This window comes from Alteromonas sp. NFXS44 (assembly GCF_040148705.1).
Lineage (GTDB): Bacteria > Pseudomonadota > Gammaproteobacteria > Enterobacterales > Alteromonadaceae > Alteromonas.
Genome location: NZ_JAGDEA010000011.1, coordinates 515,551 through 542,367 on the forward strand (window position 1 = coordinate 515,551; position 26,817 = coordinate 542,367).

A 26,817-nucleotide genomic window follows, 5' to 3' on the forward strand; every position below is an offset into this window, starting at 1 on the left:
AAGAGAACAGCCTCTGTTTTAACGCTTTTTTTGGCATACCTGTCCATTCAGTGCCACAATAAAGTATGACTCAGGACTAAGCGCCACCGGAATGGACAAACAAAAAAACCTGCTGACAAGAAGACGAGTGCTGAAAGGCTCTCTGGCAGGCTGGCTGACCGCCGGCATGGTGCCTTTTGCCATTGGCAAAGAGAAGCCTGTGGTAAGAGTGCTTGGCACCCATGTGACCTTGCAGGAACCACTGAGACAGCAGGCTATGGAAGATCTGGGGATACGTCTGCAGTTCGCTCCCGGCGGCAGTGCAACGGTACTTCAGAAAGCCACCATGAATCCGCAGGGCTTTGATTTGTATGAGCAATGGTCAAACAGCATCAACGTGCTCTGGCGGGCCAATGCTATTCAACCTATCGATAAACGCCGTATTGGTAACTGGGACGAAATTAACGATCTGACAAAGACCGGCAAGGTCTCTCCCGAAGCGAAAATCGGTGCCGGTGATGCCCCCCACAAAATTATAAACGTTCAGGCCGACGGCTCGCTGGGAGAAAAGCACACGGATGAAATCAGCTTCGTCCCATACGTGCACAATGTTGATTCCTTTGGCTATCTGGAAAACGCATTACCGGCCGATATGAACAGTGCAGATGAGAGCTGGGGCTGGTTGCTGGACTCCAGATTCAGCGGAAAAGTGGGTATTGTAAATGATCCGACTATCGGGTTATTTGATTTAGCTCTGGCGGCAAAGGCGAAAGGCTTCATGGAATTTGAAGACATCGGCGCCATGACGCGGGCAGAATTAGACAGCCTGTTCCTGTTACTGATTGAGCTTAAACAACTGCAGCATTTCAATGGCTTCTGGACCTCCGTACCGGAATCGGTGCAATACATGCGTACGAAGCGGGTCACCATTGAAAGCATGTTCTCTCCTGCTGTATCTGATTTGAATGGTCAGGATATTCCTGTTCGCTTTGCGGCTCCCCGTGAAGGTTACCGTGGCTGGCACGGCGTGATGTGCCTCTCTGCTGCTACGCAGGGCCGGGTAAAAGATGCTGCCTATGAATACATGAACTGGTGGTTGTCCGGCTGGCCCGGTGCTTTCATTGCCCGTCAGGGGTATTACATTTCAAACCCGCAACGTTCAAAGTCTTATTTAAGTGAAGCTGAATGGAACTACTGGTACAGAGGTTTACCAGCTTCAGAACCGCTCAGAGGGCCGGATGGAAAAGTGTCTGTAAATCGCGGACAGCAACGTTCCGGCGGCAGTTACGAAGATCGTTTCGGCCATGTCGCCGTTTGGAATACTGTTATGCCGACTTATGAATATAGTCTGCAGAAATGGTATGAATTCATTACTTCTTAGTGGTACGCATTCTTTATGTTTCATTCTATCCGTATTCAATTGCTCACTGTTCTGATCGTCATGATCGGACTGATCCTGGTGCAGGGTTTTCTCGGTCGTGCCAATGAGCAGGTATTGACCGAAGGCATGAACAATACCCGCCAGGCGGTAACTGATGTGGGCATCGTGGGTGAACTGGAAAGAGATGTTGTGGATCTTCAGCGCAATGTGCTGATTTTCCGTGAAACCGCCAGCCCGTCTGCGGTAACCCGTTTTGAGCGCCTGATGATTTCCATCACTGACAAGCTGGAAGCCCTTGAGACCTCTTCCATCTCTTCAACCTATGAATACACAGAAGATGACATTCTGGAGCGCATGCGTACTCATCTGGTGTCTTATAAAGAGAACTTTCATGCGGTAGTGGATGACCGGCACCGCCGGGATCAACTCATCGACTCGGGCTCACTGGTCGTCGTCAGACAAATCGAGAGCTTGTTGCAGGAAGTGGCAGAAAAACGTGAGATGCCGGCGGCAAAAATTGACCAGCTAAAAATGCAGGTAACAGAAGCTGAGAATGCCGCATTGCGTTATCTGGTATCACCGGCGCAGCAAAATATCTCCGAGTTTAATGCGTCACTGGCACCGGTTTATTCCCTGCTGGAAAGTGAGTCATCCGCAAACGAAGTAGCGATACGTGTACATATTCAACGACTGGAAGAACGCTTTTTACGGCTGACCCAGATAACCCAAAGCAATATGTTTCTGGTTAATGTGGTCATGGCCGGCTCGGCCAACGAGTTTCTGTATCTCAGTCGCGAGCTTGCCGACCGGGTAAATGCCCGCACCAATCTGATTAACCGCAATGCGCAGAATGCCGCTATCGGGGCACGGCTTAACGGTGAAATATATTCTGTTATCGCCATCATTCTCGCCTTCGCCTTCGCTATTTTTACTGTGCGCCGGGTCCTCAGCCCTATCCGCTCAATCACCTCAGTGTTTAATCAGCTGGCAGACGGAAAGCAGGTAGATGTATTGCCCGATCTCGACCGTAAAGACGAAATCGGCAAACTGGCCAAAGCAGCCAGCGTATTTAAAGACAAAAATGAGCAGACCCGCTCTCTGCTGAAAAATGCCCAGCAACTGAACGTCCAGCAGGAAGCATTAAACAAAGAACTCGCCGAATCTAAGAAGAAAGCGGAACAGGCCACTGCCTCGAAGAGTATTTTCCTGGCTAACATGAGCCATGAGATCCGCACGCCGCTTAACGGCATCATCGGCCTGCTGGAACTGGCTCATCAGCAACCCATGTCAGCCATGCTGAAGGACTATCTGGACAAAGCATCTTACTCCAGCCAAATCCTAGTCAGTGTGATAAACGACATTCTTGATTTCTCTAAAATTGAAGCCGGTAAGCTGGAACTGGAAAACGTCAGCTTCTCTCTGCACTCCATTCTGGATAATCTGCTGGCGGTGGTGAGTTTGCGGGCACAGGAGAAGAATCTCAGCGTTCATCTGGAGGTCGATCCCAAACTACCACCACGCATAGTGGGCGACCCTTTGCGGTTATCTCAAATTCTCATGAACATCTGTACCAACGCCGTGAAGTTCACCCAGCAGGGGGCGATTAATGTCACCATTAAAGGCATGGTGAACCAGCAGGGTGACAAAGTGGTTCTGCGCATAGAAGTCGAAGATACCGGTATTGGCATGACCCAGTCGCAGGTTGACCGCATCTTCCAGCCGTTTACGCAGGCTGACGGTTCGACAAATCGAAAATTCGGCGGCTCCGGACTGGGGCTGACTATTGTAAAACAGCTTACCGAACTGATGGCCGGTAAACTGAAAGTGACATCAATGCCCAATCACGGTTCGACTTTCGTGATTACTTTACCCATGAAAATCCAGTCCGGTCAGAAAGGTATTCTTGCTGATTTGCCCCAGTTGCCACTGGGCAGCTGTTATTATTCCGACAAGCCGTTACTGCCGGCAGCCTATATTGAATTGTTAAACCTGCGCTCTGCCCGTCAGCCCCTTGCCATGGTGAAAAATGACGTGGGCGTGCCGCCGGCCGTACTGGTTGAAATTGCTACCTATGCAGAATTCAAATCCCTGCTACCGCAGTTGTCGCTGATAGAGCGGCAAAGTATCCCTGTGGGCATTGTTATGGAAACCCAGACCGGGCAATTGCAGGAGAAAATCCTTAGTCAATGGAAAGGTCCGGTTCTGCTTCATCCGTTTACACCGGCACAGTACCGCCGGTTTGTGTTCCGCCTTGCCGGCATAGAAGATTTTGAACAGTCAACTGAGGTGCCGGATGAATCCACCATGCTGGAAGGTCACATTCTGCTGGTAGAAGACAACAATATAAACCAGGTGGTCACCGGAGAGATGTTGTCTTCACTTGGCCTCACCTTCGATATTGCCGAAGACGGTTTGCAGGCGGTAACTAAAATCAATAATGCGCCGGTATACGATCTGGTGCTTATGGATGTTCAGATGCCGGTAATGGACGGTTACGAAGCCACCCGCAAAATTCGCCAGAAAGGCTTAAGTGAACTGCCCATCATTGGCTTGTCGGCCAACGCCATGAAAGAAGATGCCCAGCAGGCGATGCGTCACGGAATGACGGATTATCTCACTAAGCCGCTAAAACGCGCAGCGCTGGCCTCCATGCTGAAACGTTTTTTACAGGCCGAGTCCGGCGGACAATCTGCGCGAAATAACAGTCAGCAAAAGTAGCAACCAATATTTTGGCAGGATCAAAAAAGGAGCGTTTCCGCTCCTTTTTTATTACTTAGCAAATGCGCTTATAACGCGCTGATTGTGGCGTGCTGTTCTTTCAGTTTTGCCAGCGCCGTTTCAGCTTCTTCCAGCTTACTACGTTCTTTGGCAATTACCGCTTCCGGAGCACTGTTTACAAACTTCTCGTTTGCCAGCTTACCCTGAGCACGGGCCACATCCTGCTCAGCCTTACCCATTGCCTTGGCAATACGGGCAAGCTCAGCGTCCTTATCAATCAGACCAGCCATCGGGATAAGAATTTCCATCTCACCCACCAGCGCGGTGGCACTGGCCGGCGCCTGTTCACCCGCTTTTAACGTGGTCACAGATTCCAGCTTCGCCAGCTTATCGATGAACGGAGCGGCCAAATCAAGACGGGCCTGATCCTGCTCACTCACATTGCGCAGAATTGCGTTCAGCGGCTTGTTAGGAGAAATATCCATTTCACCACGGATATTACGGATACCGATGATGAAACGCTTCAGCCACTCGATATCAGCCAGCACCTTGTCGTTCTCACGTTCCGCTTTCACTTCAGGGAAAGACTGGATCATGATGCTGGTTTCACCTTCTTTCACGCCTGCATCGCTTAACGGCGCAACACGTTGCCAGATGGTGTCAGTGATAAACGGCATTAACGGATGTAACAGACGCAGTAACTGCTCAAGTACGTTAATCAACGTATGACGTGTACCGCGCTTTTCCGCATCAGTAGACGCATCGCTGTTCAGTACCGGCTTAGTCAGTTCCAGATACCAGTCACAGAACTGGTTCCAGGTGAACTCATACACGGTTTGCGCGGCAATATCGAAACGGTAATCAGCCAGGGCAGATTCAAACTCTTTCAGGGTTTTCTGGAACTGCGCCCAAATCCACTGATCCGCCAGACTCAGCACCAGTTCACCACCGTCACGGCCGGTATCTTCGGTTTCGGTATTCATCAGCACAAAGCGTGATGCGTTCCAGATCTTATTGCAGAAGTTACGGTAACCTTCAACGCGGCTCATATCGAAATTGATATCGCGGCTGGTTGACGCCATGGCTGCAAACGTGAAGCGCAGCGCATCGGTACCGTAAGCATTAATACCGTCAGCAAATTGCTTGCGGGTATTCTTCTCAATCTTCTTCGCCAGTTGCGGCTGCATCATGCCTGATGTGCGCTTGGTCACCAGTGATTCCAGATCGATACCGTCAATCAAATCGATAGGGTCAAGAACGTTCCCCTTCGACTTAGACATCTTGTCGCCGTTCTCATCACGGATAAGACCGGTAATGTAGATATCTTTGAACGGGATCTTGCCGGTGAATTTCTTCGTCATCATGATCATTCTGGCAACCCAGAAGAAAATGATATCGAAACCGGTGACCAGCACTGACGATGGTACAAACGTATCCAGTTCCGGCGTTTCTTCCGGCCAGCCCATGGTCGCGAACGGCCACAGTGCAGAGGAGAACCAGGTATCCAGTACATCATTGTCCTGTTTCAGTTCAACGGCGTCTTCCAGCTTGTAGCGACTGCGCACTTCCGCTTCGTCACGGCCAACGAAAACATTACCTTCGTTGTCGTACCATGCAGGAATGCGGTGTCCCCACCACAGCTGTCGGGAAATACACCAGTCCTGAATGTTGTTCATCCACTGGTAGTAAGTTTTGTTCCAGTTCTCAGGGATAAAGCGGATTTCACCGCTTTCCATCGCTTCAACCGCAGGCTTGGCCAGCGATTCAACGGCAACGTACCACTGATCAGTCAGATACGGTTCGATAACCGCACCGGTACGGTCGCCACGGGGTACTTTCAGTTTATGGTCTACAACTTTAACCAGCAGACCTTCGGCGTCCAGGTCAGCAACGATTTGCTTACGGGCGTCAAAACGGTCAAGACCGCGATAAGCTTCAGGGGCCTCATCGTTAATCTTTGCGTCGTCGGTGAACAGGTTGATCATCGGCAGGCTGTGACGCTTACCCATGTCGTAATCGTTGAAATCGTGTGCCGGGGTGATTTTCACACAGCCAGTGCCGAATTCAGGGTCCACATAATCATCGGCGATTATGGGAATAAGGCGGCCGGTAATTGGCAGACGAATTTCCTTGCCAATCATCGATTGATAACGCTCGTCATCAGGATGAACCGCAACAGCCGTATCGCCCAGCATGGTTTCAGGACGGGTAGTCGCCACGACCAGTTCACCGGAACCGTCAGCCAGCGGATAGCGCATGTGCCACATGTGGCCGGCTTCTTCTTCGTTCAGCACTTCCAGATCAGAGACCGCTGTGTGCAGTACCGGATCCCAGTTAACCAGACGCTTACCACGATAAATCAAACCTTCTTCATGCAAGCGAACAAAGACTTCTGTTACCGCTTTGGACAGATTGTCGTCCATGGTGAACACTTCACGGTCCCAGTCGGTAGACGTGCCCAGACGGCGCATCTGCTTGGTGATAGTGCCACCGGACTCTTCTTTCCATTCCCAGATCTTGTCGATGAAGGCCTCACGGCCTAAATCATGACGGGTCTTGCCTTCAGCATTCAGACGGCGCTCAACAACCATCTGGGTAGCGATACCCGCGTGGTCCGTACCCACCTGCCATAAGGTGTTGTCGCCCTTCATGCGGTGATAACGGGTTAACGCGTCCATGATAGTTTGCTGGAAGCCGTGGCCCATGTGCAGACTGCCTGTTACGTTTGGTGGCGGCAGTAAAATACAATACGGGTCACCGTGTCCGGATGGCTTGAAATAGCCTGCTGCTTCCCATTTTTCATAGCATTGCTGCTCAATGGATTGCGGTTCGAAGGTTTTATCCATTACTTACTCTCAACTGTCAGCAGATTTAAACTGCAACTGGCAGCCAGCCTGCTGATATTGTTTATAGCGAACCCGTGCCGCCTGTTTGGCGTCATCCGCCACCGGCACGAAGTCATAAATCGTTTGATAAGAATGCGGGGAGCTTAACATTTCTCCGCTTAAATTGACGATGAGATTGCGACGGGAAAGTTGATTTTCCTGCCAGCAGATTTCCACCGGCGTACCGGCACCCGGCCCTTCCCCGCACAAATTATGCGGCACAAAGCGGCCAGCCGGCAATTGCCAGAGCAGCTCATCCACTGCTTCAGCGGAAGATTTGTCTGCACACAATACAACGCACTTTTGTCGCTGAGAGTATGCAGTGGCAATCAGATCGCAGGCGCGGGATTCACCCGCATCCTTACCATCACTGAGTTGCCAGAAGGTTACCTGAGGCATTGCGCTCAGTCCTCTTGTTTAATGCCTGAGCGGTTCATCAGGAACTGCGACAACATCGGTACCGGACGACCGGTGGCACCTTTGTTCTTGCCGCTTCGCCACGCTGTACCGGCGATGTCCATGTGCGCCCAGTTGTATTTCTTGGTGAAGCGGGACAGGAAACACGCCGCAGTAATTGAACCGGCTGCACGGCCACCTAAATTGGTGAAGTCGGCAAACGGGCTTTCCAGCTGATCCTGATACTCATCCCACACAGGTAAACGCCATGCACGGTCAGAACTCTGATCGCCGGCGTTCATCAGTTCATGGGCCAGCGGGTTATGTGTACTCATTAATCCGGTTGCATGGTTACCCAGTGCAACAATTACCGCGCCGGTCAATGTTGCCACGTCGATGACCAGTTCAGGCTCAAAACGCTCAACGTAAGTTAATGCATCACATAATACCAGGCGGCCTTCTGCATCGGTGTTTAACACTTCAACAGTCTGGCCGGACATGGTGGTGAGGATATCACCCGGGCGATAAGATTTGCCGTCCGGCATGTTTTCACAGCCAGCCAGCACGCCGATAACATTAACTGGCAGATTCAGTTCGGCCACGGTTTGCATGGTCCCCAGCACACCGGCTGCACCGCCCATGTCGTACTTCATCTCATCCATGCCTTCACCGGGCTTGATGGAAATACCGCCTGAGTCGAAGGTAAGGCCTTTACCCACCAGCACGATAGGCGCCTGATCATCCGGACCGCCTTTGTGAGTAATGATACTCATCATGGATTCATTTTCAGAACCGCGACCTACAGCCAGGTAAGAATTCATGCCCAGCTCAGCCATCATGGCTTCATTCACCACTTCTGCACTGATGCTGTCGTAGTTTTCAGCCAGCGACTGTGCCTGTTCCCACAGGTAGGCAGGATTGCAGATGTTCGGCGGCATATTAGCCACGTCTTTGGTCAGTGCTGCACCTTTGGAAATTGCCAGGCCATGCTCAATGGCCCGCTCACCCACGGTGAGTTCACGGCGGGTTGGTACGTTCAGCACAATTTTACGCAGCGGGCGACGAGGTTCGCCCTTTTTGGTTTTCAGCTGCAGGAAGGTATACAGGGAATCCTGCGTGGCTTCTACGGCCTGGCGCACTTTCCAGTAGGTATCGCGACCCTTAACATGCAGCTCAGTCAGAAAACATACCGCTTCCATAGAACCCGTTTCGTTCAGGGTTTTAATGGTTTTAGCAATGATCTGCTTGTACTGGCGCTCGTCCAGTTCACGCTCTTTACCGCAACCGACCAGTAACACCCGCTCGCTCAATACATTGGGTACATGATGCAGAAGTAACATCTGACCGGCTTTCCCTTCCAGGTCGCCGCGACGTAGCAGATTACTGATGTAACCTTCACTGATTTCATCCAGCTGTTCAGCCACCGCAGTTAAGCGACGAGGTTCGAAGACGCCGACCACAATACATGCGCTGCGCTGTTTCTCCGGACTGCCACTCTTTACACTAAATTCCACGATAACACCTCGCTCTTTTTATCTTGTGATTTGCATGACGATAATTTCGCATAACGTTTTGCGCTGCTTTATGTTTTAATACGCAGCCATATAAGCGATAAGACTGTGTTTGACGCTTTCTGTCGTGTTTGCCGTACTGCTACAATAGTCTGTAACTTATGTAACGAAAACGGAAAAATTTGCGTCGTTTTCATGCAATCGGGTTATTGATATACAGGCAAAACTTGTAAAAACAGTTAGTTTACTCAACATCGTGCGCTTTTTCACTATAAATCCAAATTTTCCAGAGGTGCCGGAATGCTGATATTCCGTTATCTGATAAAGGAAACGCTTAAGTCACAGATGGCCATCTTTTTTATCCTGATGGCCATTTTTGTCACTTTGCGTTTCGTGCGTGTACTCGGCGACGCATCAGACGGCGATATTCCCGCCGGGCTTGTGCTGGGCTTCCTTGGCCTGTACGCGCCCATACTCTCTTCTCTCGTTCTGCCCATCAGTGCTTATCTTGGCATTATGCTCGCTCATGGCCGGCTTTACGTCGACTCTGAAATGACCGTTATGCGGGCCTGCGGGATAAGCGAGTGGTACATCACCAGAGTGATGCTGTTGCTGTCTGTGTTCATCATGATTATTTGTGGTGTGATTACTCTTTATCTTGCCCCCAGTGCGGCAGAAAGTGAGTACCAGCTTCGCGAGAAAGCCAGAAGCGAAGCGGGCTTTTCTGCCATTATGCCAGGCCGGTTCCAGCAAACCGGTAACGAGAAAGCGGTTATTTTCGTGCACGACATCGACAGTCAGGACGATACCTTAAAGCGGGTTTTCCTGTCTCAAACCCAGCAGGACGGTAATACCGACCGCGTGCGGGTGGTACAGGCGAAAACCGGACAAATTCAGAATAACCCGGACGGCACCCGTAACCTGGTATTGCGTGAAGGCGTGCAATACGAAGGTACGCAAACGGAGAAGAAATACCGCAAGGTTGCCTTCGATGAATATCAAATTCAGATTGCCGATGAAAAGCAGGACGAGCCCCGCCGTAAAGTGAGTGTATTACCGACCATGGAACTGCTGAGCGACGACTCGATTGAAGCGCGGGCAGAGTTGCAATGGCGTATCGCAATTCCCCTTTCCATTCCGTTTCTGGTGTTAATCGCCGTGCCGTTAAGTTCTGTGGATCCCCGTCAGGGCCGGTTTGGCAAAATGTTTCCGGCGATCCTGTTGTATCTCGGTTATTTCCTGTTGCTGCTGGCCAGCCGTCGGGTGCTGGAAGATGGCAAAATCCCTATCCAGTTAGGTTTGTGGTGGGTGCACGGCATCATGCTGATAATCGGTATCACACTGATCGTCAGGGACCGGCGGACCGGCACTGAACTGCGCGCACGTTTACTGGGGAGAAAATAGATGTTTCGTATTCTCGACCTGTATATTGCCCGCACCCTGCTTGGCACCATTACCGTAACCTTATCCGTGCTGATTGGTTTGTCTGCCCTCATTAAGTTTGTTGAGCAATTAAGAAAACTGGGTGAAGGCAATTACGATATCGTGGTTGCCGGGCTGTATGTATTGCTCAGCCTTCCCCGCGACCTCGAACAGTTCTTTCCTATGGCGACCCTCCTTGGCGGACTCATCGGCATGGGATTACTGGCCAGTAACAGCGAACTGGTAGTCATGCAGGCCTCCGGCCTGAGCCGCTGGAACATCATTAATTCAGCCATGAAATCGGCTCTGGTCATGATATTGTTTGTCATGGCGGTCGGTGAATGGGTAACGCCGTACAGCGAATCCAAAGCTAAGGAAATCCGCACCGAGGCCATTTCCGGGGGCAGCCTGTTCTCGTCAGATGCCCTGACATGGGCTAAAGACGGTGAGCATTTTGTCAGTATCGGCCAGGTGGTTACCCGCGAGTCGTTGCGGGATATCAGCATTTTCGATTTCAACAGCGACCTGACGCTGAACACCCTGACATGGGCCAAAGAAGGGAATTACGACGGTGAAGTGTGGTGGCTCGACGATGTGTCGGTTACCCGCTTTACCGACAAGCACATTGATATTACCGACCACACACGCCAGCAATGGAACTCTACACTTACGCCGGATAAGTTAGGCATCGTGGCAATTAAGCCTGAAGCACTGTCTATTCAGGGGCTGTATGATTATGTGCAGTACAGAAAAGGCAACGGACAGGACAGCACCCGCTACGAGCTGGCATTCTGGCGTAAAGTCTTCCAGCCTGTGTCCATTGCAGTCATGCTGTTAATGGCCCTGTCGTTTATTTTTGGCCCCCTGCGCAGCGTCACCATGGGTGCCAGAGTGATCATGGGTGTGCTTACCGGTTTTGGTTTCTTCATCACCAATGAAGTGTTCGGCCCGTTAAGTTTGGTGTACTCATTGCCACCCGTTGTCGCCGCCCTGCTGCCCAGCCTGCTGTTTGCCGGCGTGGCCACCTTATTGCTGCGACGCTGATAAAAAAGCTTTCAGACTGCCGCCACGACCACATTACTACCAGCTTTTGTGGTCGTTGGCCTCTTTAGACAAGTGAACCACTTCAGTTTTGGCGACCCGGTCCTGCAGTGACTGTTTGTGTTTAAAATCCAACAGCACCAGCAAGGTACCCAGTCCGCCCAGTGACGTGATCAGGCGTAATATCAACCTGCCCCAGGTAACCGGCTCGTCAACCGTACTGAAAATGCGTAAGCGCCATGCCCGCATACCAATAGTCTGACCGCCCTTCTTCCAGAACCATAAAAAGAACCCCGTGATCCAAAGCCCGACCCATACCTGGATGAGTGTTTTATAAAGCAGGGATTGCTGAATCAAATCCGCAGGCTCTGCAAAGCCCTGCAAACTCAGCACATCGTTTTTCAGTAGCACAACCAGCGTGACTATCATCACCATGGCTGCACACATGCCTACCGCAACAGCTACCAGTGTGTCGTACACCATCGCCAGCAAACGGCGGAAGAATCCGGCACGGTTGGGTACCGTGCTTTCTGGCAATGTTCCAGCCGGCTCAGCAACCGGCGCTTTCTTTTTTTGTTTTCCCACAAGCTCTTCACTTTGTTACGCAACGCACAGCTTTAATAGTAAAGCTCCGGCACAGCACTACAGGTTAAATTTGGTTAAAACAGCCAGGCCAGAATAACCCGGAGTCACCGGGAGACAAACACTTCGGGAAAGGAAATCGACAGATGCACGACCTGAATCAAGTAGCTCGACAACGGTTGCACATTCTTTAGCCAGACTGCCACTCAAACCCTGATTTTCAGGAAAAAGTGCTTGTCTCTGCAACGCGTATCGCTATAATGCATCCCTCATCGACACCATGTCGAATGCCAGTGTGATGGAATTGGTAGACATAGGGGATTCAAAACTGAAGACGTTTACACCGCCCCTTAACACAAGTCACTGAAAGGTAAGCACCTTTTGACTCAAACAAGCTAAAAAATGCTTGCAAAGATTTGCAAAGTTTTTTGACTCTGCAAACATCAAAATTTGATGCCAGTGTGATGGAATTGGTAGACATGACGGATTCAAAATCCGTTGCAGCAATGCGTGGCGGTTCGAGTCCGCCCACTGGTACCATTCTTTGCAAGAAGTTTTAGCAAACTAAACCGACTTCAAGGTCGGTTTTTTTGTTTTTAAAAAGTGCTTTTTCGGATCACGAAAACCTCATCCAAAATATAAACAAAGCACAAATGCTTACAAACCAACCTATAACTCGTGCTCCATGTAACGTAAGACCTAATAAGTTAGATTGCTTTCTGATTGTGCTTTTTGCCTGATCTAAACAATCTTTCAAATCCTGAGGGTAGTCTTCCCGTTTTTGATCGAATTGATTAAATATCATTCTACGGCTTGCATCGATATTACTTTTAAGCAGCAACTGACTTCTGACAAGACCACTAATTATGAGAGAAACTAGAAGGGTTCCCATAACAAACAGGACACTCTCACCAATTGAATCCAACTTATTCATCGTCAGCAAAGCTGCGAAAGAAATAGGTATACTGAAGAGCTTGCCAGTCACATCGCTTAAAACTTTTGATAATGAATTTGCTATTTCCACCTCTGCTTTAGCCAACTCGCTTCGCAACTTACTAAATGAAAACCCGCTGATATATATGTCAAAACTTTGCTTATATTTTTTAAGTAAATCATCCCAATTTTTCAGAATGTATTGAAATGCATTACCTTCGTTTGGCATACCTTCAATTGTCTCCGCCAAACATAACCTGAACATACTCGCCTTTTCTTGCGCATGAGACTCTGAATTTTTTTCAGCAGATACAATATCCATAAGAGTGCGCAAGTTTAGCTCAGTGCCTTCCAAGTCACTCTTATCAAATCTTGTTTCAAGGACAACAGGATGATATCCACTTTTGGAAGAATCATTTATTACGAACACCAATTGATAAGTGTCAGCCTGACTTTTTTCATCGTGATAATGAGCTATTTCAGACAACAATTTAATTAATTTACATATGCTCCTTAACTTATCAGTCTTAGGTTCCGAAAAATGTGGTTCGACTAACAAATCCTCTTCGGAAATGTAGTAGGTCTCAGGTATATCTCCTTTGAAGAGAGTTTTACGATTGCCAAGAAGTTGGCTGAAGCTCTTAAAGAAGTGTAAAAACCCTCCGGTGGATAATGCCCAACAGAACTGAACTCGCTGCCCTACAGAAATCTTTTCGTCGTCATCGATTTCATTGTCATCAACTAATAGCTCTTCAAATCTACCATATGAACTATTTAGCGACCGGCATTCCTGAATAGCCTTAACAAGGCCTTCAGTTGCGTTCAGATCAGCTTCTATCCTGTTGTTATTTGTGATAGCTGGCTTACCAGAACTTCTGTAAAGCGACACTATTGACCGTAAAACAGCTTCAGCCCCTGATGGTTGAGTACTCATCATTAATCATCCGTGATTGCAGACTTCATTTCAGTAGTTAAGTTATTTATTACTAATCGACTATTGGCCTTGTCGTACCAAATTTCAGCATTTTCGTTTACTCCAAGAGCATGTTTTTCGAATTGAATTTGCCAATTTGCAGCTTTAATTTTTACTTTTGCATGTTTGTTGATAGTCGCCAAATGCACTCTAAATTCATTCGGGACCTGCGCATCCTCGCGGTTTAGGTATTCTGCAAGTTCTTTTTCAAATTCTGTTCTTTTCTCATCGTCGTAATCAGCGGGTAAATGCTTACGGGCAACTGCTGTAAGATCATTGATGCTTGCCGCTCTTTGCTCCTCATGACATTCACGCAAATATGAATAAACGTCATTTTTGAGATCTGATACTTTGGCTTTCAAATCAGGCTTCTTGCGGAAGAACTTAGCCATTTCTTTGCATGCAGCGTCTGTTGCTCGGCTAGCAATAACACCACCACTGCACCCTAACGCTTTTATGAAATAGCCAGAAGCACTTTGATTTGTGCGAGGGCTGACAAAACTTAAATAGCTGAACTGCTCCTTATCTTCATTTTCCGCTGCCTCATGCTCTAAGTATCTCTCAATATTTATTCTTGCCGCCTGATGCAATTTGCTAAGATCTAATTCCTGTATTCCTACAGGTTCAAGATTTTCATTCAATTGAATACCTTCACGCTGCTTTATCATTGCCATGAGCAAGAAAGGTTTGTTGTCGCTAAGGTAAGATGCAAACAAAATATAGCCACCAGATGCAAAGTTAACGTCTCTGGCTTTAGCTTGCAGTGAACTCATGGCCGTTTTAGTTAACGAGATAAAGTCAGCAGCATTCTGGGGGCCCTGCCTAAATGTCTCAAAGGCTCCGGGGAAAAACCCACGTTCCTCTTTAGTATTGGCAAAAGTACCAAAAATGGCATTGTTGTCCTTAGTCCCATATAGGTTAATGACGCCTTCAACCAACTTTCTTACCGACTCAGCGTTGCTATCCAGTGTCTCTTCTTTAATCACTGAAGGTTGAATAGGCTGTTTAGATTCCTTTCTTAAATGGTGTATCACCACATGATTATGTTCGACTGCCATTTTTTATATTCCTTTTTATTAATCGTGAGCCGCCTAGAGGGCATTTCTATTAATCGTATCTAATCTTTTCATGATATTTATCGAAGCCGCAGATTGCTCTGAGGCTTTCATCTTCTCAAGAAGCTCGGCATAAAGCTTCTTTGTCTAATAGATAAACACGTTTACTCCCCCCGAAACATTGGCCATCTGTTGTAGCCGATTTCAGGATTATTAGATTCGTATTTTCTAATAAACTCCACTTCTTTAGCATTTACCACTGCGTTACTGCAATCTTCGGATTCCTAGAGTATTTGCTTACGAAGGCTATAATCCAATTGCAGCTCTCGAGGGAGTAATTTGAAGTTCTCATTGATGATATCCATGTTTGGACTCCCGAAATACCGAAAACTGCCCACCAAGTCCTTGCCGATATAAATTTTGCCAGTTGGGTAAGTGATCATGTAAACCTGTTTCACGCGTCATATCCTGGCGCAATTGCCAAGTTCTGCACACTGTTAAGCGTAAACCGATTCTGTAACCACAACTGATATTCCGCACCTTTTAGCGTTCCGCGCTCAGTGCAGTCTACGTTCCAACGCCTCAACAGGTAGCCTGCCATTGCTGCTCTAACCTCAATTAACAGCTGTTGGTTGTCCATGCCGTAATCCATTTCTATCGCGATAGGGTGTTTGACATTCTTTGGGTGTGGTACAAGTTGCAATGGAATAAGACGTTGCCACTCTGCATCAGCTTCTGCGCTCTCTTCTGCTAATGAGGTTTCTTTAATCTTTACCTTACTAATTCGCGTTAATACAAAGTCTCGGAAGCCTTCGCTTTTGCGATCGTAAGCTCGTACGTGCCAGCGAAGACCATTATCAACAATTGAATGAGGAACCAGTTCTCTGGCACCTGAACCACTGGAAAGAGAGGTGTAGATAACGCTTACAGCTTTATTATTTAGAATAGCTTGCACGAGCCTGGCGACTATGAATATGTCTGGTACATTCAACGTAGACTGTGATTCTACAGGGAAATGCATGTCCCCTATTGCATCGAACCCATCAGAAATATTGTTAGCCAGTTTCGTTAGCGTACGCTTCGCGTCATGTTCAAATACTGGCTTGAAGCTTTCAGTCTGAAAGTAACGCTTATCTCTCGAATCGTAGTTCAGGTTGTCCGGCGCTAGTTCCTTATACAGACTAAAATCCCGCGACCCGGCTGATAAGCCTACTTCAAAGCGGTTTATCAGGTCTTGACGACAAATCGCGCCTTTAAACAGTAAACAAAAGTCGATATAGGCAAGTCTCTGCCTTTGTGGATAGCTAATATCGTCGAGCATTGCTGTTATGAGTTCTGGTCTTTTGAACAGTGTGGTTCATTTTGATTCGGATGTAAACTTTAACTAATCTAAACAATCTTTTAAAAGGGTTGTGTATCGCAAATTTTGGATGCGAAACATCATTATTTTTATACGCACCCAAAATTTGCGATACACAACCCCACTAAGATGATGACTAGAATGAGACGATATCTGGTACAGGATGGACTTGTTTATGCCACGGAAAAATCAGGCATTTGTTAATACACTACTTAACGCCCCATGGTGGGTTTCGGCTTGTATAGCCGCTCTCGTATTTGCCGCGTCAGAATATGTACTTCCCAATATTTCGTTGGAAAATCATCTCATTGAGATGTTTGTAAAAGCTATGGCGGTGCCAGCGCCTTTCTTTGCTATTGGCCTGCTAATCATCTCGTTTTTTGCATTTTTAAATGCCAGACGTAAGTCTGCATTGTTAGACACTCAGAAAAATATTGAATCTGTAAGAGATCTTCACTGGCGAGATTTTGAAGAAATGGTCGCTGAAGCCTATCGGCGCAAAGGCTATCAAGTTACCGAAGGCACCTATGGTGCTGATGGCGGTATCGATTTAGTACTTCGAAAGAGCGGCAAATATATACTCGTTCAGTGTAAACAGTGGAAAAGTCAGAAAGTCGGTGTGAGTGTTATTCGTGAGATGTTTGGTGTTCTTACTGACAGTAACGCAGACGAATTCATTATTATTTGTTCCGGTCATTTCACTGAAGATGCGAAGGCTTTCGCTAGCGGGAAGCCTATATCACTCATTGATGGTAAACAGCTATGTACGCTAATTAAAGACGTACAGTCTTCCAGTCAATTTGTTACTGAGCCATCTGTTAAGCTTTGTCCTAAGTGTGGTTCAGATCTGGTAATTAGAACCGCTAAACGTGGTAAACATACTGGAGAGCAGTTTCTTGGCTGTTCTTCTTTTCCAGGCTGCAGACATACCGAAACTAATAATAAGGATATCAAATGAAAGATCTTGATGGACACAAGAAAATAGCAGTGCTTATCGATGCTGATAAAGCACAGTTAGCCAGGCTTTCAGCAATTTCGGATGAAATCTCTGCTCATGGTCACGTACTCATCAAACGTGCGTATGGTGACTGGTCAGCTGAAGCGCTTAAAAACTGGAAGAAACCACTTAACGAACTGGCAATACAGCCTATTCAACAATTCGCCTATACCACCGGGAAAAACGCTACCGATGCATCGATGATAATTGATGCATCGGATTTACTTTATTCTGACCGGATAGACGCTTTTGCTCTGGTCAGTAGCGACAGCGATTTTACTAAACTGGCATCCAGACTAAGGGAGTCAGAGAAGTTTGTATTTGGTGTTGGAGAGAAGAAAACGCCAGTATCTTTTCGCAATGCCTGTGATGACTTCGTCTTTACTGAGAACCTGGATTCAGCTCAGGATGCTAAACCAGAAAAAGTAGTGGCAGGCCCGTCACCTGTAAGTTCTACTAACGGTGCTGAAGAGCTTATTCCGGCATTTCTTAAAGCATGGGAACTCTATCAAAATGAAGATGGCTGGGTTAACGCTGGTCCTGCTGGTAGTTTCCTGAAACGGGCAAAGCCAGACTTCGATCCTCGGACTTATGGTGGTAAGAAAGTAACGGACGTCGTAGCAAGCTTATCCAGTATATTTGAGATGTCCCGACAGCGGGGAAAAGGGACGACAAGCATTGTGCGCTATCGTCCCAGAGTGATAGCGATAAAATAGGTCATGTTAAGCAGACTTAACGTTATGAAATCGACTTTAACTCGACTTCTGATGGACTGGTAAGCCTGTCAATATGTGAACCCAGTTCGTCATATATTTCCATTAGTTCGTTACGCTCTAGTTGCGAAATTATTTGCTTGAATTTTTCTATGACAGTTTTATTGTCTGTAGCCCGAGGCTCTCTCTTTAAAGAGATCTCTCCGTTTTCTAATAATTCATTGCAGCGGTTTTCGAATTCATCCATCGATGGCACGCCTTGGTTCTTGAACTCGTCGGCAATGCTTTGCCATCCTTCCGGCTTATAACGATAAAACTTAAGTAAAATGGTTAGAGGCCATGCGTTCTTCTTCAGCTTCACACTATCCTCAACATAGAATGCTTGAATCCAACGACAGACTGATGAGTAAAGACGTTTATCGTCAAGTTCATTTTTTAGACATTTCCTCATACCCTTTTTACTGTCTTCATATTTGCCAGCTCCTATATGAAGATACAGCTTTTTATCATGAAATGTTCGCACTAAATCTCGAAGTACGCCGGGTTGATGCTTTATATCATCCAAACACCTATTCGCTTCGTTTACTAAAGAATTATTAATCGCGTTTAATGCATTTGACATAATGGCCTCTATCTCTTTACATTCTTTATTCAACCGGATTGTTTATGCACGAGCATTGCTAGTCATGACCGGGTAGCTACCATTATCCTTTAAAGAATAGCCTTGGTGGGCCTATTTCTTTATTCCGGAATACTTATGAACCATGAGATTCGATTTTCGAAAAAAGCGGAATCAGACTTTCCGGATATCCGGAAAACTTAACCGACCGCCACTTTGAAATTTCACGGGAATTGGCGGAAAATCGCGACAAAAAACCATCAAAAATCCACAGTAAAGATAATTTTTTCTTAAAGGGAATGAATGAATAAGTTACAAAAAAAAATGTTTGCTGAGCTACTTTTTTGGAGTGGCGAAAAAAAGGAAGGTGAAAATAGTTCCATTTTAAACAAGTTTGCTATCTCTCTAGCGACATTCTTTCTTTGCAACATTACCCGAGACCAATACTCTGGGAAGAGAAACGTTACTTATTGCTACGAGACCTTAGCCGATATAGGCATGGCGTTTGCGGACTTTGCGAATTGGGAAAGCGATGCACCGCCCCAGCGAATTCACGAAGCTTTAGAGAGTTTGGAATCAATAGGTTTTTTAGACGTGGACAAGGATGACTCTAACAGAGAGATGAAAGATAAATATCACTTCAGAGATAAGGTAATTTTCTTAGTGACTATTAACCTTGAAACTTTCGCCCCGGAGGCATAGACGTTCCGTTATTTCGCATATGCGAAACAGCGCAGAAATATTTCTAGAAAATACGACCAAGATGTTCGGGGTCAGCCTCGACTAACCCCGCTTTAGCAACAACTTTCAATAATTCACTGGTGTAGAACTGTTACACTGTAAGGTGATAAGACCTGCCAGTAGTGTAAGAAGTTTTCTTCCCATATCTGATAGATATCCCACGCTGTTTCGATGGGAAAAACACCGTGAAGGTTTTGAAACAAGCCAGCCTGAAAATCAAAGTCGAGCTCTTTGGCCAACTCAGCAAAATAACCCAAACCAACATACGCGAAATCGGTTATATAACAGATAGTCCAAGTGTCACGAATTCGTTGTAATCGGATCTCAACTGGGTGAAAGCCACCCTCCTCTGCTGAATAAGCAGGGTCTCTGAAATTGATGGTAATCGCTTCACTTGCTTCTGCCCCTCCAGCCAGTAGCTTCTCAATGTTCTCCGCAAACCTTTGAGATACCGGCAATGCCAGCCCTTTGTTCTGAATATTCATCGTAAAACCTCTTCATTTAATAATGAAAAGCCCCGACGAAAAGATACTAATTTATCTTTAGCGACAGGGCTTTCAGATATTGCTAGCCATATGCCTAGGCTTTGCTGGTAGCTTTCTTTTCAGGAGCTTTTTTGGTTTCTGATTTAGCCGGTAGCAAAAAGGTATCCAGCTCTCCTTTCTCAACAGCTTGAATGATGGTTTCAATGGTAGAAGGAAGTAGTTTGAGCTCTCCAACATCGATGGCGGTTTTCCCCTGAAGTAGTTCGACTGGCTTGTTGTTAACCTTTACCTCAAGGTAATAGTGTCCGTCACTGTCGTAATACCACGGGCGTACTTGAATCTGTCGGCGTTGCTTTTGCTTTTCACCGGTCTCAGGGTTTTTAACCGTTTTTTCGCGATAAGCCTCATATGGTCGCTTTTCCAATAAGCAGGTTGCCATTTCCTGTTGCTGTTCCAGTTTTTCAATCAGCTTCATGCGCTTGCCGATTACAGGAGGTTTTGGCTCAATTTTAGGGCGAGCGATTACCTTGAGCGAACTCAATACAGATGTAGTCATGTTGGTTACCTTTAGTGCTTAGGGGCGAATAAAGCCCATTGGGGTTTGTTTCTGCTTGCGCAGGTTTTCATCTGCCAACAAAGCGATGGCAAATTGTTTCGTGAACGAATCAGGTTTAAATTGCTTGCGACGCGCCAGAATAGCGAAATCACCGGGTGTTAACCGGCTGTATTGCGAAAGTTGCTGCTGTTCTTCAGCACTAAGCCTCTTTGCTTTTGTCACTTGTTTATACAGTTGCAGTACCTGAGGGGTAGTGAGGTACTGGCACTCGAGTTTAAAATCAAAGCGGCGTAATACTGCTTTATCGAGTCGTTCAACAAAATTAGTTGCAGCAAACAATGGCTGGGTGAAACACTCTATTTGAGTAAGAAATTCGTTGACCAGTTGTAGCTCGTGGTGAGCTGTTAAGCCTTCACGGGAAGTTAGCAAACTGTCTACCTCGTCCAGCAGAATAACTTTTTCTTCATCGTGCGCCTGTTGAAAGAGCGCCGCGACTTTCTGCTCACTTTCTCCGACCCACTTACTGAGTACGTCTGAGCATTTTACCCGCATTAACCCCCTGCCATTGGCTTCAGCAAGATAATGAGCGAACGCGGTTTTGCCTGTGCCTGGCGGTCCGGATATCAATGTTCTGGCAGGCTGGTTATGTTGCAGCGCAAAAGTGATGTCATCGAGATAACGTTGCGGCTGTTTAATATTCAGGTATTCAGCATTAAATATAAGCTCGCCTTCGTATTGCATTGTGCTCTGCCATTGACCGGCAGCACGTAACGACAACTCTACAACTTCTGAGATGACAGATTCCGCGTCACTGCGTTTTACACTCATGGTGTGTGCAATATGCGTCGCCTTTGCGACCAGTGCCGGAGTGATGTTGTCAGTCTGGCTTATCTTCTTCTTGAGTGTCGCAGACACACCCAATCCTTTGTAATAAGGCCTGGTAATTTGCTCTATTTCCTGCGCTCTGAGCGGCGGTAGCTCGACAGCAAGCTTGAATCGTCTGACAAAGCTGGGCTCAATATAATGCACGTGATTAGTTATCCAGATGCATGGAATATCATTCGTTTCGATAAATCGCTGCAGGTGTTCTTTGCTGTACTGACTATCTGCACTTTCAAATATGTTTTCACATTCGTCAATCAGCAGCATAACGTCAGATTTGTGAGTCAGCAGTGAATGCAGCATCGACAGATAACGGAGCCTGTCTTTATTCGGAAACCGGCTGTTGAATTCATCATCATCATATTTATGTGACATCGCTGTTGAGCGCACTTCGTACAACCTCCTGCCACAGTGCTTTGCCAGCGTTCGGGAAAACTCTGTTTTTCCGGTCCCTGACTCACCGTACAGAAGAATACTTACGCCACTGCTTCTGGATTGACTCACAGCACGTAAATAACGCGACACTAAATCTGTGTTCACGTGTGGAAAGTCTGATAACGCAAAATGCGCATGAGCAGACGGGAACAGTATTGGCTCGACCAACATCTCCCTCGACGTGATCCTTTCTGTCACTAGCTGGCGGCAAAACATTTTAGGCATATCCCCAGAGTCTAATGTGAGGATATCTGTGTCTGAAATGAAACCGTACTGACTCATCTTAGTGGTTGCCATTGTGAACATATCTTCATCAATGCCGCAGAAATCTTTTAGGATTTCAGTGAGGCTATAATGAAAAATCTCCATGTGAATGGCCAATGCTAATGTCCTTAGTTCCTGATTTACCTGCACGAGTAATGCAAACTGCACCAGTAACTCTGTCTGTTTAGGCAGATCCAGAATTTTGCGAATAAACACACAGTTTTCGACGAAGGTTTTTGTTTTCAGAGGCGTCCTGTCAGTGATGGTCAGACATGGAATATAATTGACCGTTTCCTTCCGGCTTTTAATAAACTGATGCTCTGGAATCACCTCCCCTCGTAACTTGCTCGCCATGTGTCTGTTTAGCAGCTCGGTAGTCACCTCCGGGAAATATTTAAGCAGCCTCTTAGCCCATTCACAGCCCAGATAATGAAGCTGACCGTTTTTACGTATGACTATCTGTGACATAGTGAGTACCTCAAGACTTGTAAGATAAAACAGATGCCGCTTGCTGCATGACTTTCTCATTGCGCTTGTCGTACATAATGGTGGTGCTGATATCAGCATGCCCGGCCATTTGACGCACCGTATTAATATCAACATGCTGTTCCAGCAAGCGGGTGATGAAGGTACGACGTAAATCATGGGGCGACACACCCTCTATCCCTATCGTAGATAATGTCTTGCGAATGAGTGAATACACAGAGCAGGAAGACAAGGCTGTACCGGAATGAATGGTGCCACCACGTGCAATACGTAAGAAGATATGCCCGTCATCGTCACCACGAAGTGACAGCCACGCTTCTAATGACTCCTTTGCCCATTCAGGCAAATGTACAGTGCGTTGCTTATTGCCCTTGCCCTTTCTTACGATTAGCGTACTGCCGGTAAAATCTGTCATCATTAGCGCAACCAACTCGCTGCGCCGTACTCCAGTGCCTAGCAACGTGGTGAAAATGGCATAGTTACGAATACCGATAGCCGACTCGTCTTTTGCCAAGTAGGTAAACAACGACTGAACCTGCCTGGCATCCAGCGCCTTTCCATCATGCGCACCATGATTTACTTTACTGATAGCCCGCAGCTGCACTGACTGCATTTCAGGAACTAGGCCTGACATCACGGCAACTTTCACGATACTGCGTATGGCTATCATGGCGCGATTAATAGAACGAGCTGACCACCCGTTAGCAATCAGCAATGCTTTGATATGGCTGGCTTGCTGATAATCAATTTGATGGTACATCGCGTCACGCTCGTCTTTAGGCCAGCCCATCAGATCAGCGATACTATTTAGCTGTGACGCAATAGAACGCTGACTATTGGGCGCAAGTCGACCTAAATACAGCACGTAGGGGCAAGCTGCATTCATAAATGCTCCGACAATTAGTTTAAAAGTGGTGAAATAGTGGGGATTGGCTTTGAAAAGCTAGGAATATAATATCGAACGATGGCGTGAGGTTATATGGCTGTTTTGTACCACCCTAACAAAGTAATTAAGTTGAAAGAAAGAGAAAAGAGAAAGATAAATAATTAAGTTGAGGTCAGCTATATGGCTGCTTTGTGCCAACTATCTGAAGATAGCTCATTATCAATACACGGCACTGGTGATGACTAGCACCTATTTTAGAATAAGTGCTTCCATTGTCGTAGCGTTGCAAAATACTTTAATATAGCTATCGGAAGGGGCGAAACCAGAAATCTGATCTTATTATTTTCTGAAAGGGGAACCTTTTTTATCTTTCCAAAACGAATAGTATTATCTTCACTTGGTTTTACACGATTTATAGTTCCAAATACATAATAACCACCTTTACTAACATCGTTACCTCTAGCCTCTTCTACGATTTCAGCCAGACATATTTTCCTTCCGGATTTCAGCTTTCTAATTATCATCGTTATTATAGATCTGCATAACTCCTTATCCGCGGTGCTTAAGGAATCTAATCGACTAAGAGCCCTTCTTTGCGAATTGTTCATCAAATAAAAATTATCACCAATCCCATCAAATATACATTTAGGGCTCACTTCATTATTTCTCGCAAATTTTTCTACATATTCATAGTTACCATTTGGAATTCTTACAGTTTTAGTTCTCTGATTCCTTCTAACACCTCTTATTGAGTTTTTCCATTTGTTCCATACTGGATCAACTATTTCGTCAATAACTTCATTTAAGTTCTTTGTAAAAAATTTTCCTTTGACCTCATCACCACGCTTTATTGACGACTTCAACTTCTTGATATTTGATTCAATAACGTCCATTGCATGAAAATGCTTTACACTTCCTTCATCAATCACTCGCCCTAATTTTAAAAGATACTCACCAAAGTTATCCCAGACCTCAGTGGAAATCTTATCTCTACCTCTTGACATATTACCCCCCTAAACTATTACTAAAAATAAAATCCTATAGCCACATCATTAAATAGTCAATAACAATCGCTTAATTTCATATCAATTAAAATAGAGTAAAAATTAAATATGTAAGATAGTCGTAGTAACAGGGAATATTGTCTACTTATTTTCGTGGCCACACGGAATTAAAATCCCCTTATTTCCGTGGCCGATCGATATTAAAATTGCATTTCATCCGTGATTACACAGCATAGACAAGAACATGTTAGTGAACGCTAACTAAATTTATTACCGTGTTACCACTATGAGGGGGTAGTTATGAAGCCCGTGTTAGAGATATAAAAATGACGGCTAGACGCCTATATTTCGCAGATATTGATACTTTTTAAATAAAATCAATATTTTTTATAAAATTCTAATTTCATCATATGTACACGCACACGACTATCAGTATGAATAATACAAACACTAATACAGACAGTAATATCCAATGTAATAAGTTTATCAATAACCATTGTAGTAAACGTACGTTCAACAATAAGCGTTCGCAATGTAAGCTCACTTCAGAAATTAACGAAAACCTTAAGCTACCTACAAAGCACATTAAACTAATTAACGACTTCTATTGTGCGATAACAATCAAAGATAGAGATACAGCTTTAAGAAAGATAATTGATGATGATAGTTTCTTTCAGAGAAATGCTGAACTTCTATATCGATATGTAGATGGTTACCACTGGATGAATCCAGATTTTGATAGAGTAGTGATAGGCTATTACACATCATTTAAGAATGCCAAGAAAATTAGTGATAGACTGAAGAATGGGTCTTTGCCTGAGGGATGGGAGGTAAAGAGTCTTAAGAAGAAAGAAAACTATTCTAACAAATGGATATTGAGGATGCCTAGTGGAAACAATATCAGACTCTTTTTTTGTAACATTAAGAATGAGAGTTATTTAAGGCAAACTAAAATAGATTTCTCGCCCTCTTATTTTTCAGATAAGGAATTAAGAATATTTTTTAGCTGGTTCAATACTCAGCTGGGAAATGAGCGAGTCGTTGCAATCGAAGAATCATTAGTAGCCTTGATGGAAAATGGACTTCAGTTACATCAGATTTTTACACCACTCGTCATCCATAGAAGTTTATTAGGTAGAGAAAAGAGATTTAACTGGGAGGTACGAGGTGAAGAGCAGGATTTTATTCAGGCTTCCTATGATAGATTTTTATCTGAATGCGGTAGTAATATAACTAATAAAATTTACTGTCCAGTCTCCAAATTATTTAACCTGATATTTAAAGATCGCAGCTTTACTCAAACTGATGCACGAACTCTCATAGAAAGCATATCTCATGCAGCCAGACTCGAAAGTGTTTATAAATACTCGCTTAAAAACAAAGCAAGAGAGTATTCACTTTGCGAATTAGAAAAAGTGCCAAATTTCTTGGAAAAGTTCGACCTGATAGCTCCAGACTCATTTGTTGATTTGGGGCCAGCCCTCAGAGAGCGCCTTATGAAAAAACGTTTCATCCTCAAAACTAATTGTAATCTGATACGCAGTGTTAACCTTTCTTCAAGTGTATTGGAAACAAAACGTATTACGATGCTTGAACGCTATAAGGAGATATTCTTTACTCATTAAGCGATGCCTTATCAGCCTTGAGGCAATTAAAGCATTATGGTTTAGAACACGCAGACTGCATCTTGTTAATAATCCGAGTTTCACTGGGAACAAGATGTAGCTTATATTTTTCTATAACGGTCATGAAAGAATCGATATATGTACAGCGATAGCGATGATTCGGTGGCAACCATTCATCAGGCCCTTTAGCACCTTTCTGCCTGTTAAGTGAAGCATCTACAAATACGAGGTTGTCATAATCATTAGCAAAAGCCTGTCGCTTTTCTCTGGTCCAAACATTGCCACCGTGTCCATGTGCAAACCTTAGCGGAACAATATGGTCAAGATCCAAGGCACTAGCGTCAACTATAACCCTACCAGAATATGGGTCATACCAACTCCCGCTGATTACCAGACAGCCCTTGTCAGTTTTAAATGTTACTCTTGTTTTCGATGTAGCTATCAAGAGTTCGTGTCGAGTATTCTGACAGTCTTTATCTTCGTCTATCCAATGTGGCCAATCGTTTCGATCATATAGTGAAACAAAGTTCCTGTTTTCTTCTATCGCCTCTGTTTCTGCTTTATCGTATTGCGAAGACTGAGATTTAGGAAGTCTGCCGCCTGCTTTCAAACAGTTTTTAAGCGAACTGAAGGGAGTGAAGCTTTTTGTTCTCTCGTACGACGAGCTACTAGCGTCATGACAGATGCCCGACGATGACAGCTTAACAATTGAAGAGTCCTTAACTGTTGCTTCCGTGTCATCGCAAGCTGTCACTATAAAGAAGATGGAAAAACAGAAGACCTTTCTAATCATAATATTATACTCACGCTAAATTCGCATATGCGAAAAGTATTCGTATTGCACTGCAAGCCCTAGGTAGTTTTAACCATTGACAATACTAGTCTCAT

General features: G+C 45.6%; 22 protein-coding genes and 1 tRNA gene. 9 read left to right on the forward strand and 14 right to left on the reverse strand.

Annotation, left to right across the window (positions count from 1 at the left end; translation table 11 throughout):
• The first annotated feature begins 91 nt into the window (after positions 1–91).
• Together J3369_RS16040 and J3369_RS16045 are read left to right on the forward strand one after the other, a co-directional pair.
• Complete coding sequence (locus tag J3369_RS16040; protein ID WP_349588698.1) at positions 92–1,360, forward strand: ABC transporter substrate-binding protein; 1,269 nt, start codon at positions 92–94, stop codon at positions 1,358–1,360.
• A gap of 15 nt (positions 1,361–1,375) precedes the next feature.
• The gene (locus tag J3369_RS16045; RefSeq protein WP_349588700.1) at positions 1,376–4,078 is read left to right on the forward strand and encodes an ATP-binding protein; all 2,703 of its coding nucleotides are present in this window, start codon (positions 1,376–1,378) and stop codon (positions 4,076–4,078) included.
• Between the two features lie 68 nt (positions 4,079–4,146).
• Here the strand turns inward: J3369_RS16045 and J3369_RS16050 are convergent, their stop codons facing one another.
• The 3 genes from J3369_RS16050 to pepA are packed head-to-tail and all read right to left on the reverse strand — an operon-like array spanning position 4,147 to position 8,873.
• Complete coding sequence (locus tag J3369_RS16050; protein ID WP_349588702.1) at positions 4,147–6,924, reverse strand: valine--tRNA ligase; 2,778 nt, start codon at positions 6,922–6,924, stop codon at positions 4,147–4,149.
• Between the two features lie 9 nt (positions 6,925–6,933).
• Positions 6,934–7,362, reverse strand: coding sequence for a DNA polymerase III subunit chi (locus J3369_RS16055; RefSeq protein WP_119502319.1), 429 nt, complete (start codon positions 7,360–7,362; stop codon positions 6,934–6,936).
• Between the two features lie 5 nt (positions 7,363–7,367).
• Entirely contained in the window at positions 7,368–8,873 is a 1,506-nt protein-coding gene (gene pepA, locus J3369_RS16060) for a leucyl aminopeptidase (RefSeq protein WP_349588706.1), read from the reverse strand.
• Between the two features lie 297 nt (positions 8,874–9,170).
• Between pepA and lptF the strand changes: the two genes are divergently transcribed.
• Both lptF and lptG read left to right on the forward strand, forming a co-directional pair.
• Positions 9,171–10,274 (forward strand): LPS export ABC transporter permease LptF, encoded by a 1,104-nt coding sequence (gene lptF, locus J3369_RS16065; RefSeq protein ID WP_303572758.1) that lies wholly within the window; start codon positions 9,171–9,173, stop codon positions 10,272–10,274.
• Positions 10,275–11,336: an LPS export ABC transporter permease LptG gene (lptG, locus tag J3369_RS16070; RefSeq protein WP_349588708.1), complete on the forward strand. Its 1,062-nt coding sequence runs from the start codon at positions 10,275–10,277 to the stop codon at positions 11,334–11,336. It abuts the gene before it with no gap.
• A 36-nt stretch (positions 11,337–11,372) separates the two neighbouring features.
• On the opposite strand, the gene J3369_RS16075 is transcribed toward lptG, so the two are convergent.
• The gene (locus J3369_RS16075; protein ID WP_502877474.1) at positions 11,373–11,816 is read right to left on the reverse strand and encodes an RDD family protein; all 444 of its coding nucleotides are present in this window, start codon (positions 11,814–11,816) and stop codon (positions 11,373–11,375) included.
• Positions 11,817–12,370: 554 nt separating this feature from the next.
• Between J3369_RS16075 and J3369_RS16080 the strand changes: the two genes are divergently transcribed.
• Positions 12,371–12,455, forward strand: a tRNA-Leu gene (locus J3369_RS16080).
• A gap of 76 nt (positions 12,456–12,531) precedes the next feature.
• On the opposite strand, the gene J3369_RS16085 is transcribed toward J3369_RS16080, so the two are convergent.
• From J3369_RS16085 to J3369_RS16095, 3 genes are all read right to left on the reverse strand, one after another.
• Positions 12,532–13,785 (reverse strand): hypothetical protein, encoded by a 1,254-nt coding sequence (locus tag J3369_RS16085; protein ID WP_349588710.1) that lies wholly within the window; start codon positions 13,783–13,785, stop codon positions 12,532–12,534.
• Positions 13,785–14,879 (reverse strand): nucleoid-associated protein, encoded by a 1,095-nt coding sequence (locus J3369_RS16090; RefSeq protein ID WP_349588713.1) that lies wholly within the window; start codon positions 14,877–14,879, stop codon positions 13,785–13,787. The genes J3369_RS16085 and J3369_RS16090 overlap by 1 nt, the downstream gene beginning before the upstream one ends.
• A 451-nt stretch (positions 14,880–15,330) precedes the next feature.
• Positions 15,331–16,197 carry a WYL domain-containing protein gene (locus J3369_RS16095; RefSeq protein ID WP_349588715.1) on the reverse strand — a complete coding sequence of 289 codons (867 nt, stop codon included), beginning with the start codon at positions 16,195–16,197 and terminating at the stop codon, positions 15,331–15,333.
• 214 nt (positions 16,198–16,411) lie between these two features.
• On the opposite strand from J3369_RS16095, the gene J3369_RS16100 reads away from it, so the two are divergent.
• Positions 16,412–17,194, forward strand: coding sequence for a restriction endonuclease (locus J3369_RS16100; protein WP_349588718.1), 783 nt, complete (start codon positions 16,412–16,414; stop codon positions 17,192–17,194).
• On the forward strand, positions 17,191–17,949 hold the full coding sequence (locus J3369_RS16105; protein WP_349588721.1) for an NYN domain-containing protein: 759 nt from the start codon (positions 17,191–17,193) through the stop codon (positions 17,947–17,949). The genes J3369_RS16100 and J3369_RS16105 overlap by 4 nt, the downstream gene beginning before the upstream one ends.
• 22 nt (positions 17,950–17,971) lie before the next feature.
• Here J3369_RS16105 and J3369_RS16110 read toward each other — a convergent pair whose 3' ends face one another.
• Complete coding sequence (locus tag J3369_RS16110) at positions 17,972–18,568, reverse strand: hypothetical protein (protein ID WP_349588724.1); 597 nt, start codon at positions 18,566–18,568, stop codon at positions 17,972–17,974.
• 300 nt (positions 18,569–18,868) lie between these two features.
• On the opposite strand from J3369_RS16110, the gene J3369_RS16115 reads away from it, so the two are divergent.
• Positions 18,869–19,267 carry a hypothetical protein gene (locus J3369_RS16115; protein ID WP_349588727.1) on the forward strand — a complete coding sequence of 133 codons (399 nt, stop codon included), beginning with the start codon at positions 18,869–18,871 and terminating at the stop codon, positions 19,265–19,267.
• 113 nt (positions 19,268–19,380) lie between these two features.
• Here J3369_RS16115 and J3369_RS16120 read toward each other — a convergent pair whose 3' ends face one another.
• The 5 genes from J3369_RS16120 to J3369_RS16140 all read right to left on the reverse strand — a co-directional run bounded on the left by J3369_RS16120 (position 19,381) and on the right by J3369_RS16140 (position 24,304).
• Positions 19,381–19,791: a DUF2787 family protein gene (locus J3369_RS16120; protein WP_349588730.1), complete on the reverse strand. Its 411-nt coding sequence runs from the start codon at positions 19,789–19,791 to the stop codon at positions 19,381–19,383.
• A gap of 94 nt (positions 19,792–19,885) precedes the next feature.
• Positions 19,886–20,347 carry a DUF6641 family protein gene (locus J3369_RS16125; protein ID WP_349588733.1) on the reverse strand — a complete coding sequence of 154 codons (462 nt, stop codon included), beginning with the start codon at positions 20,345–20,347 and terminating at the stop codon, positions 19,886–19,888.
• Between the two features lie 18 nt (positions 20,348–20,365).
• The gene (locus tag J3369_RS16130) at positions 20,366–22,396 is read right to left on the reverse strand and encodes an AAA family ATPase (protein ID WP_349588735.1); all 2,031 of its coding nucleotides are present in this window, start codon (positions 22,394–22,396) and stop codon (positions 20,366–20,368) included.
• A 10-nt stretch (positions 22,397–22,406) separates the two neighbouring features.
• The gene (locus J3369_RS16135) at positions 22,407–23,300 is read right to left on the reverse strand and encodes a tyrosine-type recombinase/integrase (protein WP_349588738.1); all 894 of its coding nucleotides are present in this window, start codon (positions 23,298–23,300) and stop codon (positions 22,407–22,409) included.
• A 254-nt stretch (positions 23,301–23,554) separates the two neighbouring features.
• Entirely contained in the window at positions 23,555–24,304 is a 750-nt protein-coding gene (locus J3369_RS16140; RefSeq protein ID WP_349588740.1) for a hypothetical protein, read from the reverse strand.
• A 434-nt stretch (positions 24,305–24,738) separates the two neighbouring features.
• Between J3369_RS16140 and J3369_RS16145 the strand changes: the two genes are divergently transcribed.
• Positions 24,739–25,929, forward strand: coding sequence for a hypothetical protein (locus J3369_RS16145; RefSeq protein WP_349588742.1), 1,191 nt, complete (start codon positions 24,739–24,741; stop codon positions 25,927–25,929).
• Between the two features lie 34 nt (positions 25,930–25,963).
• Here J3369_RS16145 and J3369_RS16150 read toward each other — a convergent pair whose 3' ends face one another.
• Positions 25,964–26,722, reverse strand: a complete 759-nt coding sequence (locus J3369_RS16150; RefSeq protein WP_349588743.1) for a GmrSD restriction endonuclease domain-containing protein — start codon at positions 26,720–26,722, stop codon at positions 25,964–25,966.
• Positions 26,723–26,817: the final 95 nt, after the last annotated feature.

What these genes read in the sequence shown, in the direction of transcription:
- J3369_RS16040 (WP_349588698.1), top strand. Translation starts at nt 92, where the DNA reads ATGGACAAACAAAAAAACCTGCTGACAAGAAGACGAGTGCTGAAAGGC.
- J3369_RS16045 (WP_349588700.1), top strand. Translation starts at nt 1,376, where the DNA reads ATGTTTCATTCTATCCGTATTCAATTGCTCACTGTTCTGATCGTCATG.
- J3369_RS16050 (WP_349588702.1), bottom strand. Translation starts at nt 6,924, where the DNA reads ATGGATAAAACCTTCGAACCGCAATCCATTGAGCAGCAATGCTATGAA.
- J3369_RS16055 (WP_119502319.1), bottom strand. Translation starts at nt 7,362, where the DNA reads ATGCCTCAGGTAACCTTCTGGCAACTCAGTGATGGTAAGGATGCGGGT.
- lptF (WP_303572758.1), top strand. Translation starts at nt 9,171, where the DNA reads ATGCTGATATTCCGTTATCTGATAAAGGAAACGCTTAAGTCACAGATG.
- lptG (WP_349588708.1), top strand. Translation starts at nt 10,275, where the DNA reads ATGTTTCGTATTCTCGACCTGTATATTGCCCGCACCCTGCTTGGCACC.
- J3369_RS16075 (WP_502877474.1), bottom strand. Translation starts at nt 11,816, where the DNA reads ATGGTGTACGACACACTGGTAGCTGTTGCGGTAGGCATGTGTGCAGCC.
- J3369_RS16085 (WP_349588710.1), bottom strand. Translation starts at nt 13,785, where the DNA reads ATGATGAGTACTCAACCATCAGGGGCTGAAGCTGTTTTACGGTCAATA.
- J3369_RS16090 (WP_349588713.1), bottom strand. Translation starts at nt 14,879, where the DNA reads ATGGCAGTCGAACATAATCATGTGGTGATACACCATTTAAGAAAGGAA.
- J3369_RS16095 (WP_349588715.1), bottom strand. Translation starts at nt 16,197, where the DNA reads ATGCTCGACGATATTAGCTATCCACAAAGGCAGAGACTTGCCTATATC.
- J3369_RS16100 (WP_349588718.1), top strand. Translation starts at nt 16,412, where the DNA reads ATGCCACGGAAAAATCAGGCATTTGTTAATACACTACTTAACGCCCCA.
- J3369_RS16105 (WP_349588721.1), top strand. Translation starts at nt 17,191, where the DNA reads ATGAAAGATCTTGATGGACACAAGAAAATAGCAGTGCTTATCGATGCT.
- J3369_RS16110 (WP_349588724.1), bottom strand. Translation starts at nt 18,568, where the DNA reads ATGTCAAATGCATTAAACGCGATTAATAATTCTTTAGTAAACGAAGCG.
- J3369_RS16115 (WP_349588727.1), top strand. Translation starts at nt 18,869, where the DNA reads ATGAATAAGTTACAAAAAAAAATGTTTGCTGAGCTACTTTTTTGGAGT.
- J3369_RS16120 (WP_349588730.1), bottom strand. Translation starts at nt 19,791, where the DNA reads ATGAATATTCAGAACAAAGGGCTGGCATTGCCGGTATCTCAAAGGTTT.
- J3369_RS16125 (WP_349588733.1), bottom strand. Translation starts at nt 20,347, where the DNA reads ATGACTACATCTGTATTGAGTTCGCTCAAGGTAATCGCTCGCCCTAAA.
- J3369_RS16130 (WP_349588735.1), bottom strand. Translation starts at nt 22,396, where the DNA reads ATGTCACAGATAGTCATACGTAAAAACGGTCAGCTTCATTATCTGGGC.
- J3369_RS16135 (WP_349588738.1), bottom strand. Translation starts at nt 23,300, where the DNA reads ATGAATGCAGCTTGCCCCTACGTGCTGTATTTAGGTCGACTTGCGCCC.
- J3369_RS16140 (WP_349588740.1), bottom strand. Translation starts at nt 24,304, where the DNA reads ATGTCAAGAGGTAGAGATAAGATTTCCACTGAGGTCTGGGATAACTTT.
- J3369_RS16145 (WP_349588742.1), top strand. Translation starts at nt 24,739, where the DNA reads ATGAATAATACAAACACTAATACAGACAGTAATATCCAATGTAATAAG.
- J3369_RS16150 (WP_349588743.1), bottom strand. Translation starts at nt 26,722, where the DNA reads ATGATTAGAAAGGTCTTCTGTTTTTCCATCTTCTTTATAGTGACAGCT.